A 12235-nucleotide genomic window follows, 5' to 3' on the forward strand; every position below is an offset into this window, starting at 1 on the left:
CGCCAAGCCTGAGGTTTTAAAAGCTTTTATTGCTTTCACCGTTGCCGACATTGCTTCCGGTCGGCACTGGCGTTTAATTTGCTCGTCATTGTTATCCAAGCTGGAGGATACTTAATCATGCTCTATGTCTGGAGCCTATTCGTAAGGGCCTCGCACTGGCTGCTGGCGACCGCTTTCACGGTCGCGTTCCTCACCTGCGACGATATGTGGTACGAAGATATCCACGTCATGGCCGGCTACGCGGCAGGCAGCATCTTGCTGGTGCGTATCGTTTGGGGCATCACGGCCAAGGGCTACTGCAATTTTGCCAAGTTCCCTTTTCGCCCCATCGCAGGGCTGCGCTATGCCTGGCTTGCCGTCACCGGACGCGCCAAAAGATTCATCGGCCATAATCCGGCGGGCAGCCTGGTGATTTACGGTATGCTGACGACGGGGCTGCTGACAGTGGCGTCGGGGTTTTTGCTGTTCTACGAAGCGTACATCCCGCTATGGCCCGACCATCTGGGAGCATTGCACAACGGCCTGGCCTGGACCTGGTTGGGGCTGGTGGTAACGCACATTGGCGGCGTCGTCGTCGAAAGCATGCTGCTGGGCGAGAACCTGATTGCCACGATGGTTACCGGTTTCAAGCAGCGTCATCCTCATGCCAAAGGCAAATTAGGCAGTTCGTCATAAGTAGCGCCGACATCTTTCTGCGGGATTTTGGATAAAGGCCACGGGAAGGTACAATAGCGCTTTCCGTAACTCTCTCATTCGGTTACCCATTCCGGCCGCTGTCGAACGTCTTAAGCGGGACGCTCGACTGCGGTCAGCACTTTTTAGCGCTTAAGAACACGCGACGGTGCGGATTAATTTAAGGAATTTCTTGTTATGAAATGCGGTATCGTCGGTCTGCCCAATGTCGGCAAGTCCACGCTGTTCAACGCCATCACCAATGCCGGTATTGCAGCGGAAAACTACCCGTTCTGCACCATCGAGCCCAATGTCGGCATTGTGGAAGTGCCCGACGCGAGAATGGCGCCGCTGATCGACCTCGTCAAGCCGCAGAAAACCCAACCGGCCATCGTCGAGTTCGTCGATATCGCGGGCTTGGTGGCGGGTGCCTCCAAGGGTGAGGGATTGGGCAACAAATTCCTCGCCAACATCCGCGAAACCGATGCCATCGCCCATGTCGTGCGTTGCTTCGAAGACGGCAACGTCGTCCACGTCGCCGGCAAGATCGATCCGCTTTCCGACGTGGAAACCATCAACACCGAACTGGCGCTGGCCGATATGGAAACGGTGGAAAAAACCGTCGCCCGCGAGCAGAAGAAAGCCAAATCCGGCGACAAGGACGCGATTGTGCTGTGCGCGCTGCTGGAAAAAGTGCAGCAGCATCTGGATCAAGGCCTGCCGGTGCGCACGCTGGGCCTGGATCGCGAGCAGCTGCAGCTGCTCAAGCCGCTGTGCCTGATCACCGTCAAGCCGGTGATGTATCTGGCCAACGTCAACGAGAACGGCTTTACCGACAACCCGCTGCTGGCCCGCGTGGAGGCACTAGGCCAAAAGGAACACGCGCCGGTCGTCGCCATTTGCGCCAAGATCGAAGCGGAAATCGCCGACCTGGAGGAAGAAGACAAGGCGCTGTTCCTGTCGGAAATGGGGCTGGAGGAACCCGGGCTCAACCGCGTCATCCGCGCCGCCTACGATCTGCTGGGCCTGCAAACCTATTTCACCGCCGGCGTAAAGGAAGTCCGCGCCTGGACCATCCACAAGGGCGATACCGCGCCGCAGGCCGCAGGCGTCATCCATACCGATTTCGAGAAGGGTTTCATCCGCGCCGAAGTTATCGGCTATCCCGACTTCGTCGCCTGCAAGGGCGAGCAGGGCGCCAAGGAAGCCGGGAAGATGCGGCTGGAAGGCAAGGACTACGTTGTGCAGGACGGCGACGTCATGCATTTCCGCTTTAACGTCTGACGCTTCTTTTTTTGACAAGCGCGCGACAAAAAAATAGAATTGCGGACTTTTCTGGTTTCGGCTGTCAAATTCCGGTGATGTAGCTCAGCTGGTTAGAGCGACGGATTCATAATCCGTAGGTCGAGGGTTCAAGTCCCCCCATCACCACCATTTCTTCTCCCGGTGCTTCGATGAACGCGTCCAAAAAGGTTTTCATCAAGACTTTCGGCTGCCAGATGAACGAGTATGACTCGTCGCGCATGGCAGACCTGATGCGCGTGGCGGAAGGCATGGAGCCGACCGAGCACCCGGAAGAAGCCGACGTCATCCTGCTCAACACCTGCTCGGTGCGCGAAAAGCCGCAGGAGAGGGTGTTTCACCAACTGGGGCGCTTGCAGGATTTGAAGCTGGCCAAGCCCGAGCTGGTGATCGGCGTTGGCGGTTGCGTCGCCAGCCAGGAAGGCGCAGCGATCGTCGAGCGCGCGCCTTATGTAGATATCGTGTTTGGCCCGCAGACCCTGCACCGGCTGCCGGAGATGATCGCAGCCAGACGCCGCTCCGGCCTTTCGCAGGTGGACATCAGCTTCCCCGAAATCGAAAAATTCGACCGCCTGCCGCCGCCCAAGGTGGAAGGCGCGGCGGCTTTCCTGTCCATCATGGAAGGTTGCAGCAAGTACTGTGCTTTCTGCGTCGTGCCTTACACGCGCGGCGAGGAGGTTTCACGGCCGTTCGAGGACATCCTGACCGAGGCCGCGCAGCTGGCTCGGCAAGGCGTCAAGGAAATCACGCTGCTGGGCCAGAACGTCAACGCCTATCGCGGAGTCATGAATAGTCATCGTGGCGAAAGCCATGGGAACAACGGCGAAACCGCCGATCTTGCGCTGCTGCTGGAATACATCGCGGAAATCCCCGGCATCGAACGCCTGCGCTACACCACCTCGCATCCCAACGAAATGACGCCGGCGCTGATCGAGGCGTTTGCGAAACTGCCAAAGCTGGTATCGCACCTGCATCTGCCGGTGCAGGCCGGTTCCGACCGCATTCTGGCGGCGATGAAACGCAACTACACGGTACTGCAATACAAGTCCGTCATCCGCAAGCTGCGCGCCGCCCGGCCGGACCTGTGCATCTCCTCGGATTTCATCGTCGGTTTTCCGGGCGAAACCGAAACCGAGTTCGAAGCCACGCTGAAACTGGCTGAAGACATCGGCTTCGATGCCAGCTATTGCTTCCTTTACAGCGCCCGTCCCGGCACCCCGGCTTCATACTTGACCGACGATACGCCCCATGAAATCCGCCTGGCCCGGCTGGAGTGCCTGCAAGGGCAAATCGACGCGCAGGCACATGCAATCAGCGAACGGATGATAGGCATGCAACAGCGCGTGCTGGTAGTAGGCCGGTCGAAAAAGGATGCCAGCGAACTGGCCGGCCGCACCGACAACAACCGCATCGTCAATTTCCCCGGCCCGCCCGGCTTGATCGATCGGTTCGCGATGGTTACCATAACCGAAGCCATGCCACATACTTTGCGCGGTGAACTCACGAGCCCTGCCCTTGGATATTAATTTCACGCCCGAAGACAACGCACAACTGGCCAACCTGTGCGGCTCTCTGGACGAAAACCTCAGACAGATAGAGGATGCGCTGGACGTGTCCATCGCGCGGCGCGGCGGCCATTTCAGGCTATCCGGCGAAAAGCACCAGACAGAACTGGCCGCGCAGCTACTGCAGAATTTTTACGAACGCGCCAAAAAACCGGTTTCGCTGGAGGAAATCCAGCTCGGCCTGGTAGAAATCGGCAAGCTGGCGCCCGAGGCCGTCGCCACCGCGACGATGCCGGTGCTAATGACGCGGCGCCATGACCTGCACGGCCGCACGCCGCGCCAGGTGGAATATTTGCAGCAGATCCAGGAATTCGACATCAGCTTCGGCATCGGCCCCGCCGGTACCGGCAAAACCTATCTGGCCGTCGCCAGCGCCGTGGATGCGCTGACCCGCGATCGGGTGAAAAGAATCGTACTGGTGCGCCCAGCGGTGGAAGCCGGCGAGCGGCTGGGCTTTCTGCCAGGCGACCTGGCGCAGAAGGTCGACCCCTACCTGCGCCCACTCTACGATGCGCTGTACGATTTGATGGGCTTCGATACCGTCACCAAGATGTTCGAACGCGGCGCTATCGAAGTCGCTCCGCTCGCATACATGCGCGGCCGCACGCTGAACCAGAGCTTCATCATCCTGGACGAAGCGCAGAACACCACGCCGGAACAGATGAAAATGTTCCTGACGCGCATCGGTTTCGGCACCAAGGCGGTGGTAACCGGCGACGTGACGCAGATCGACCTCGGCCGCGGCCAGAAGAGCGGCCTGATTGAAGCACAGCAGGTGCTGAAGGATGTGCGCGGCATCGCCTTCACCCATTTTCTGTCTGAAGATGTGGTGCGCCATCCGCTGGTGCAGAAGATCATCAACGCCTACGAGCGTTTCGATCAGAACAAGCCCCAGTGAGCCCCAAAAAACCGAACCCGAGAAAACCCAAACTCTCCCTGACCGTGCAATACGCCGTCAAACCACCCTGCGTTCCCACACGCCGGCAGCTAAGGAAGTGGGCGCTCACGGCGCTGACCTGCGACGCAGAGGTTACGCTGCGCGTGGTGGATGAGACCGAGGGCCGCGAACTCAACCGCGATTACCGCGGCAAGGATTACGCCACCAACGTGCTGACCTTTCCGCTGGAGGTCGAGCCGCTACTGATGGGCGACATCGTGCTGTGCGCCCCCGTGGTGGAAAAGGAAGCCGCCGAGCAAGGCAAGCAGCTGGAAGCGCATTACGCCCATCTGTTCATCCACGGCATGCTGCATCTGCAAGGTTACGACCATGAAATGGAGGCCGAGGCCGAGGCGATGGAACGGCTGGAAACGCAACTGGTGACAGAATTGGGGTATGCTGCACCCTATCATATTGAAAAGGAAGTGATATAACGTATGGCGGAAGGTGACAAACCGGGCTGGGTAGAGCGTATTGCCGCGCTGCTGCTACGCGAACCGGTCGATCGTGAACAGCTGATAGAGCTGCTGCACTCGGCATACGAAAAGAATCTGCTGGATGCCGATGCCCTGGCGATGATAGAAGGCGTGCTGCAGGTATCCGAAATGCAAGTGCGCGACATCATGCTGCCGCGCTCGCAAATGGACGTGATCGACATCACCGATCCGCCCGAGAAATTCATTCCTTTCGTCATCGAGACCTCCCACTCGCGCTTTCCCGTCATCGGCGAGAACAAGGACGACGTAATCGGCATCATGCTGGCCAAGGACCTGCTGCGCTATTACGCCGGCGAGGACTTCGACGTGCGCGACATGCTGCGTCCCGCGGTATTCATTCCGGAATCGAAACGGTTGAACGTGCTGCTCAAGGAATTCCGCAGCAACCGCAATCACATCGCCATCGTCGTCGACGAGTACGGCGGCGTGGCGGGCATGGTGACGATCGAAGACGTGCTGGAGCAAATCGTCGGCGATATCGAGGACGAATACGATTACGACGAGACCGAAGACAATATTTTCCGCGATACGAGCGGAAAATATCGCGTCAAGGCACTGACCGAAATCGCCGATTTCAACGAAGCGCTGGGCGTGAATTTCAGCGACGAGGAATTCTCCACGATAGGCGGGCTGGTGGTCAGCAAATTCGGCCGTTTGCCAAAGCGCGGCGAACAGATCAGCTTCGACGGCCTGAAATTCACCGTGCTGCGCGCCGACAGCCGCCGCCTGCACTCGCTGCTGCTCGAACGGTTGCCCCCGGAGCCGGGACCGGGAACTTAACCGTTAAATTCGCCGTCAGACATTTGACTGCCGCTTCGAGGAGTGTCGAATGAAAAACTGGCTGATCTCGATGGCATTGGCGCTCGCCAGCCCTGCCTTTGCCGCTTCTACGGATACGATTCCCGCACGCGAGCCGGATTTCGTAACAACCGTTCAGTCGCTCAACCAGGATGAGATCGCCGAATTGCTCGGCGCTCCGGCCTACCAATACGATATCCGCAACGATGAAGGCGATGTAGTGGGCGCCATCTGGCATTACCACCATGTCACCGCGGCGGATGACGGCCAGTATTACAAGACGACAGAACTCGATTTTGTCGGCGGAAGAGTCGTCACGGTGGTACTGATCAACACCGATGACAGCTCGGCAGATAATGACGCCGAACCGGTATCCCTGCCTTCCGAACCCGGCCCCGGCAACACCTTCTGAAATTCCGGCAGCCCTGGCTCACGGCCTAGCCCTTCAGCGGCAAACAGGCGAGGCCATGGCGCTACGGCTGTTCAGGCCAGGTCAGAAGTGCAATGCGGACAACGCGTGGCTGCTTGCGGGATACCGCTGCGGCAATAGGGGCATTCCTTCGTGGTCACCTCCGGCTGTTCCGGCGAGGCTTCCGGTTTCTGCCGCAGCCGGTTGATCGTCCGCACCAGCAGAAACACTGCAAACGCGACAATCATGAAACTCACCAGCGCGTTGATGAACACGCCGTAGTTAAGCGTAACAGCCCCCGCCTTTTTCGCATCGGCCAGCGATGCATAAGGCCCGGCAGCGGCAATGCCCTGCTTTAGCACGACATAAAGATTGGTGAAATCGACATTGCCCAGCACCAGCCCGATCGGCGGCATGATGATGTCATCCACCAGCGATTTGACGATGGACCCAAACGACGCGCCGATAATAATGCCGACCGCCATATCCACCACATTGCCGCGCACGGCAAACTCCTTGAACTCTTTCAGCATCCCTGTTCTCCCGTAATTCCTGGCGATGAAGCCGGTCGGCAACCGTTATAATGCCAATACATTCGTTACCGGTCCAGCCGTTTGCGCGCTCTTTTCAACTATCCGTACAGCCAGCTTGCGATCGCTTCCCTGTTGGGCAGTTTTGCCGTTCTGGGCTATGCGCCGTTTTACTTTTACCCCGCCCCGATACTGGCGCTGGCCGGCCTGTTCCATCTGTGGGCAAGAAGTGATTCGATGTCACGCATGGCCGCGCTGGGCTTCGCCTTCGGCATGGGATTGTTCGGTACCGGCGTATCGTGGATTTACGTCAGCCTGCACGATTTTGGCGGCATGCCGATGCTGCTGGCGATATTCGCCACCACTGCGTTCTGCGCTTTTATTTCATTGCTGCCGTTGTCTGCCGGCTGGGCGCTTGGCAGGTTCTTCCCGGTAACACCAATGCTCGCCGCACCGCTGTTATGGACGGCACAGGAATGGATACGCGGCTGGATATTCACCGGCTTTCCCTGGCTCGCGGTCGGCTACTCGCAGGTCCCTTATAGCCCGCTGGCCGGCTTTGCGCCGCTGTTCGGCATCTACGGCGTGTCCCTGCTCACCGCAACCTGCGCGGCGCTGATCGCCGCGGCATTCGCCAAACGCCTCGGCAAAAAACCGCTGGCCCTGTGGTTGCTGGCCCTGTGGCTCTCCGGCGCCGCGCTCAAGCACGTGGAATGGAGCGAGCCCTACGGCCCGCGCGTCAGTTTCAGCCTGCTGCAGGGCAATATCGCGCAGGACCTGAAATGGCGCGAGGACGAGCTGGTGCATACCTTGCAAACCTACCGGCAAATGGTCATGGCCAGCCGCGCCAGGCTGATCGTGCTGCCGGAAATGGCCTTCCCGCTGCTGCTCGACGATCTGCCCAAAAGCTACCTCGACAACCTGGCCCGGCATGCGCGCAGCCAGGGCGGCGACCTGCTGGCCGGCGTCCCGGAAATCCGGCATGACGCGAACGAGACCCGCTACTACAACAGCATGCTGAGCTACGGCACGGCGCCGACGCAGGTTTACCGTAAATCCCATCTGGTGCCGTTCGGCGAATTCATCCCGTTCAAGCCGGTGTTCGGCTGGATTTACCGGGAGCTGCTGCATATTCCCCTGGCCGACCTCGCTTCCGGCGAACCGAATCAGGCGCCGATGAACCTGGCCGGGCAAAAAGTCGCCATCGACATCTGCTACGAAGACGTGTTCGGCGAAGAAATCATCCGCCCGCTGCCGGAAGCCACGCTGCTGATCAACGTCAGCAACGACGCCTGGTACGGCAACTCGCTGGCGGCAGACCAGCACATGCAGATGTCGCAGGCACGGGCGCTGGAAACGGCCCGCATGGTATTGCGCGCCACCAACACCGGCGCCACGGCCATGATCAACCGCGAAGGCCGGGTGCTGGCCCATGCGCCGCATTTCACGCAGGTTTCGCTGGATGGCGAAGCGCAGGGATATGTGGGGGCGACGCCTTATGTAAGGTGGGGCAACCGGCCGGTGATTGTGATATTGACGGCCGGGATACTGGGTTTGGGGTGGCGGCAAAGAAAGTTCGGCAAGGCTCGATAGTACTGGAGTGTCGACCGGGACGACGGTTTTGTTTTACCCCTTGTTTCGTTCCAATAAAATCTTAAACAAAACAGTCGACGGCTATTTCTCCACTGATAGTTGGCGCAGCTCATTATGGAATAATAGGGAACCCCTATCATTTTCGCTATTCCTGAATCCTATGTTCCCTTACTATTGCCGGGAATAGCTGATGCTTTACGATGATGTCTGCTGAATTTTCAGCGCCTACGTAATTCCGGTAGGAACAGGTGTTGCGATTGAATGAGGATTCCATGGAATGAAAGAATTAGATCCTTGCACTATCGTTATTTTCGGCGCATGCGGGAACCTGTCACGAATAAAGCTGATGCCGGCTCTTTTCCAGCTCGAGAAATTGAAGAGGTTGCCTGAAAAAATGGTGATACTCGCTTGCGGGCTGGAAATATATTCCCGTGAGCAGTGGCTGGAAGAAGTTTCGTCGATGTTGCGGGCCAAGTTTCCCGGGGGGCTGGATGAGGCGGCGCTCGAGAGATTTTGCAATCGGCATCATTATCATCCGAACCCTCCCGACGGCACCGAATCTTACTCTCGCCTGAAAAAGATCATCGAAGAGGATCCGGTTTTTCCGCCCAACGTCATCTTTTACATGTCGGTGCGTCCGTCCGAATTTCCCGGCATTATCGACAATCTGGGCGATATCGGCCTGCTCGAACAAAAGAGCGGCTGGCGGCGTGTGGTGATCGAGAAGCCGTTTGGCCAGGATCTGTTGAGCGCGCAGACATTGCAGGCCGGTCTCTACAAGCATCTGGATGAGCCCCAGATTTTCCGCATCGACCATTATCTTGGCAAAGGCACCGTGCAGAACATCATGGTGTTCCGCTTTGCCAACATACTGCTGGAGCCGCTCTGGAGCCACCATTATATCGACCACGTGCAGATCACGCATTCAGAAACGCTCGGTGTGGAAGGCCGTGCCGGATACTACGATGGCGCGGGCGCGCTGCGGGATATGATACAAAGCCATTTGCTGCAATTGCTCGCACTGGTGGCGATGGAACCCCCCGTATCCATGAGCCCGGAGCACCTGCGCGACGAAAAGGTCAAGGTGCTCAAGTCAATCCGCCCGGTCACGCAAAATGCTGTCCATGCGCATGCCTTTCGCGGGCAATACACCAGCGGCACCATAGATGGCAAGGTAGTGCCGGCCTATCTCGACGAGGCCGGAGTGGCGCCCGAGAGTGTCACGGAAACCTATGCGGCGATGAAATTGTTCATCGATAGCTGGCGCTGGGCAGGGGTGCCGTTTTATGTGCGAACGGGCAAGCGCCTGCCGGAAAACAGTTCCGCGATCTGTATTCGCTTCAAGAACCCACCCAAGGAATTGCTGCGCAGCAAATTGCATGACTCATCCCATCCCAATTGGCTGCTGCTCGGCATCCAGCCAGACGACTGCATGAAAATAGAAATGCAGGTCAAGGTTCCCGGGCTGGATTTGAATACGCGTTCCATCAGTCTTGATGCCACATACCGGGAAGAGGCAGACGAGGATTACGATGCATACGAGGGTCTGCTGCTCGACGTGATGAAAGGCGATTATTCCCTCTTCCTGCGTTTCGATGAGGTCGAATGGGCTTGGCGCGTTGTCGATCCTATCCTGAAGGTGTGGTCGATGGAGCGCAATTTCATCAACACCTACGCGGCAGGCACCTGGGGGCCGCGCGGCACCTATCGGCTGTTTGACCGGGACGACCAGTTTTGGCGACATTCGCTTAACGTGAATGGAGCAAAACTGGAGCCCTATTGAAAATGCAGGCCGGATAGTCGCGTGAGTGCTGGTCGGCCAGTTGGAGCCGGTTGGGGCCGGCTGTCTGAACGCCGCACATCAGCCTATTTTGTTGAAAAACTCTTTGAGCGTTATTTCTTTCAGCGGGATTCAGGAGCAAGCTCACGTTACCTTTAAGGCTCCATTGTGTGGCGTTCCAAAAAGACGGTTTCCCAATCGCGACGAAACACCCCTACCGCTCCCCATCCAGGCGAGGGAGAAAAACCTCCTGATTCCAGGTCAAGCCCCGGAATAACCACCGACACATCGACAACCATGCTTTTGTCCCTACCCAAAAAGAAGTAAAATCAATGCCTTTTGCAAGCCCACTCGCGAATCCGATGCTCACATTCCAGCAAATCATCCTCACGCTGCAACAATACTGGGACAATCAGGGCTGCGCGCTGCTGCAACCCTACGACATGGAAGTCGGCGCCGGCACCAGCCATACCGCCACGTTCCTGCGCGCCATCGGCCCCGAGCCGTGGAAAGCCGCCTACGTGCAGCCCAGCCGCCGGCCCAAGGACGGCCGCTACGGCGAGAACCCCAACCGCCTGCAGCATTACTATCAGTTTCAGGTGGTGCTGAAGCCGGCACCGGCCAACATCCTGGAACTCTATCTCGGCTCGCTGGAAGCGCTGGGCTTCGATCTCAAGAAAAACGACATCCGCTTCGTCGAGGACGACTGGGAAAACCCCACGCTGGGCGCCTGGGGGCTGGGCTGGGAAGTTTGGCTCAACGGCATGGAAGTCACGCAGTTCACCTATTTCCAGCAGGTCGGCGGCATCAACTGCAAGCCCATCACCGGCGAAATCACCTACGGTCTGGAACGGCTGGCGATGTATCTGCAGGGCGTGGACAACGTGTTCGACCTGACCTGGACGGACGGCCTGAAGTATCGCGACGTCTACCACCAGAACGAAGTCGAGCAATCCGCCTACAACTTCGAGCACAGCGATGTCGAGTTCCTGCTCGGTGCATTCGGCAGCCACGAAAAAGAAGCGCAGTACCTGATGCAACAACAACTGGCGCTGCCCGCCTACGAGCAGGTGCTGAAAGCTGCGCATACCTTCAACCTGCTGGACGCGCGCGGCGCGATTTCCGTCACCGAGCGCGCCGGCTATATCGGCCGCATCCGCAACCTGGCTCGTTCGGTCGCGCAAAGCTATCTCGACAGCCGCGCCCGGCTTGGTTTCCCGATGGCGCCCAGGCAATGGGCGGATGAAGTGTTGGCACAGATTGAAAAGAAAGCCGCGGCATGAGCACCAAAAACCTGTTGGTCGAATTATTCGTCGAAGAACTGCCGCCCAAGGCATTGAAAAAGCTGGGCGAAGCGTTCTCCGCCGCCCTGTTTGAATCGCTGAAGGCGCAAGGCCTGGCCGGTTCCGCATCCGCGGCCACGCCCTATGCCAGCCCACGCCGCCTGGCGGCGCATATCACGCAAGTCGCAGCACAGGCTGCCGACAAGCCGGTTTCGCAAAAACTGATGCCGGCCGCCGTGGGGCTGGATGCCAACGGCCAGGCCACGCCTGCGCTGCTGAAGAAACTGGCGGCGCTCGGCGCCGACGCGGCCGCCGTCCCCGGCCTTAAGCGCGAACACGACGGCAAGGCCGAGGTGCTGTTTCTCGATATCGTAATGCCGGGCGCAACCTTAACCGACGGCCTGCAAAAGGCGCTGGAAGAAACCCTGGCCAAGCTGCCCATCCCCAAAGTGATGACTTACCAGCTGCCCGACGGCTGGAGCAGCGTCAACTTCGTGCGCCCGGCGCATGGACTGGTTGCGCTGCACGGCGACGACGTGGTGCCGGTTTCGGTGCTAGGACTGGCCTCCAGCAACGTCACCCAAGGCCACCGCTTCGAGGCCGCCAGGCATCCGGTGATGCTGCAGGATGCCGACAGCTATGCCGCGCAACTGGAAACCGAGGGCGCAGTGATCGCCGGCTTCGATGCCCGCCGCGCCGAGATCGTGCGTCAGCTGACCGCGGCGGCGGCCAGGGAAAAACTGCAACCCATAGCCGACGATGCCCTGCTGGATGAAGTCACCGCGCTGGTCGAGCGCCCCAACGTGCTGCTGGGCCAGTTCGAACAGGCATTTCTGGAGGTGCCGCAGGAATGTCTGATCCTGACGATG

General features: G+C 58.9%; 12 protein-coding genes and 1 tRNA gene. 12 read left to right on the top strand and 1 reads right to left on the bottom strand.

What is annotated here, in order from left to right; all coding sequences use genetic code 11:
• The first annotated feature begins 117 nt into the window (after positions 1-117).
• From VGK14_RS07820 to VGK14_RS07855, 8 genes are all read left to right on the top strand, one after another.
• Positions 118-675 carry a cytochrome b/b6 domain-containing protein gene (locus VGK14_RS07820; protein ID WP_331508432.1) on the top strand — a complete coding sequence of 186 codons (558 nt, stop codon included), beginning with the start codon at positions 118-120 and terminating at the stop codon, positions 673-675.
• 195 nt (positions 676-870) lie between these two features.
• The gene (gene ychF, locus VGK14_RS07825; protein ID WP_331508433.1) at positions 871-1956 is read left to right on the top strand and encodes a redox-regulated ATPase YchF; all 1086 of its coding nucleotides are present in this window, start codon (positions 871-873) and stop codon (positions 1954-1956) included.
• Positions 1957-2029: 73 nt separating this feature from the next.
• Positions 2030-2106, top strand: a tRNA-Met gene (locus tag VGK14_RS07830).
• Between the two features lie 20 nt (positions 2107-2126).
• Positions 2127-3500: a tRNA (N6-isopentenyl adenosine(37)-C2)-methylthiotransferase MiaB gene (gene miaB / locus VGK14_RS07835; protein ID WP_331508434.1), complete on the top strand. Its 1374-nt coding sequence runs from the start codon at positions 2127-2129 to the stop codon at positions 3498-3500.
• On the top strand, positions 3490-4437 hold the full coding sequence (locus VGK14_RS07840; protein ID WP_331508435.1) for a PhoH family protein: 948 nt from the start codon (positions 3490-3492) through the stop codon (positions 4435-4437). Before miaB ends, VGK14_RS07840 begins: the two co-directional genes overlap by 11 nt.
• The gene (gene ybeY / locus VGK14_RS07845; RefSeq protein ID WP_331508436.1) at positions 4434-4910 is read left to right on the top strand and encodes an rRNA maturation RNase YbeY; all 477 of its coding nucleotides are present in this window, start codon (positions 4434-4436) and stop codon (positions 4908-4910) included. The genes VGK14_RS07840 and ybeY overlap by 4 nt, the downstream gene beginning before the upstream one ends.
• Positions 4911-4913: 3 nt before the next feature.
• The gene (locus VGK14_RS07850) at positions 4914-5753 is read left to right on the top strand and encodes an HlyC/CorC family transporter (protein ID WP_331508437.1); all 840 of its coding nucleotides are present in this window, start codon (positions 4914-4916) and stop codon (positions 5751-5753) included.
• Between the two features lie 49 nt (positions 5754-5802).
• Positions 5803-6183, top strand: coding sequence for a hypothetical protein (locus VGK14_RS07855; RefSeq protein WP_331508438.1), 381 nt, complete (start codon positions 5803-5805; stop codon positions 6181-6183).
• Positions 6184-6254: 71 nt separating this feature from the next.
• Here VGK14_RS07855 and mscL read toward each other — a convergent pair whose 3' ends face one another.
• Complete coding sequence (mscL, locus tag VGK14_RS07860; RefSeq protein WP_331508439.1) at positions 6255-6713, bottom strand: large conductance mechanosensitive channel protein MscL; 459 nt, start codon at positions 6711-6713, stop codon at positions 6255-6257.
• An 81-nt stretch (positions 6714-6794) separates the two neighbouring features.
• Between mscL and lnt the strand changes: the two genes are divergently transcribed.
• From lnt to VGK14_RS07880, 4 genes are all read left to right on the top strand, one after another.
• Complete coding sequence (lnt, locus tag VGK14_RS07865) at positions 6795-8303, top strand: apolipoprotein N-acyltransferase (protein ID WP_331508440.1); 1509 nt, start codon at positions 6795-6797, stop codon at positions 8301-8303.
• Between the two features lie 277 nt (positions 8304-8580).
• Positions 8581-10086, top strand: a complete 1506-nt coding sequence (gene zwf, locus VGK14_RS07870) for a glucose-6-phosphate dehydrogenase (protein ID WP_331508441.1) — start codon at positions 8581-8583, stop codon at positions 10084-10086.
• Between the two features lie 359 nt (positions 10087-10445).
• On the top strand, positions 10446-11366 hold the full coding sequence (gene glyQ / locus VGK14_RS07875; RefSeq protein ID WP_331508442.1) for a glycine--tRNA ligase subunit alpha: 921 nt from the start codon (positions 10446-10448) through the stop codon (positions 11364-11366).
• Positions 11363-12235 (top strand): glycine--tRNA ligase subunit beta (locus VGK14_RS07880; protein ID WP_331508443.1); only part of this gene is annotated, 873 nt, incomplete at its 3' end. The genes glyQ and VGK14_RS07880, both read left to right, overlap by 4 nt.

Source organism: Novimethylophilus sp., from assembly GCF_036504375.1.
In the GTDB taxonomy this organism is placed as follows: domain Bacteria; phylum Pseudomonadota; class Gammaproteobacteria; order Burkholderiales; family Methylophilaceae; genus Novimethylophilus.

Coding starts and splice junctions, on each gene's coding strand:
- VGK14_RS07850 (WP_331508437.1), top strand. CDS start 4,914: ATGGCGGAAGGTGACAAACCGGGCTGGGTAGAGCGTATTGCCGCGCTG.
- ychF (WP_331508433.1), top strand. CDS start 871: ATGAAATGCGGTATCGTCGGTCTGCCCAATGTCGGCAAGTCCACGCTG.
- VGK14_RS07820 (WP_331508432.1), top strand. CDS start 118: ATGCTCTATGTCTGGAGCCTATTCGTAAGGGCCTCGCACTGGCTGCTG.
- glyQ (WP_331508442.1), top strand. CDS start 10,446: ATGCTCACATTCCAGCAAATCATCCTCACGCTGCAACAATACTGGGAC.
- VGK14_RS07855 (WP_331508438.1), top strand. CDS start 5,803: ATGAAAAACTGGCTGATCTCGATGGCATTGGCGCTCGCCAGCCCTGCC.
- mscL (WP_331508439.1), bottom strand. CDS start 6,713: ATGCTGAAAGAGTTCAAGGAGTTTGCCGTGCGCGGCAATGTGGTGGAT.
- zwf (WP_331508441.1), top strand. CDS start 8,581: ATGAAAGAATTAGATCCTTGCACTATCGTTATTTTCGGCGCATGCGGG.
- miaB (WP_331508434.1), top strand. CDS start 2,127: ATGAACGCGTCCAAAAAGGTTTTCATCAAGACTTTCGGCTGCCAGATG.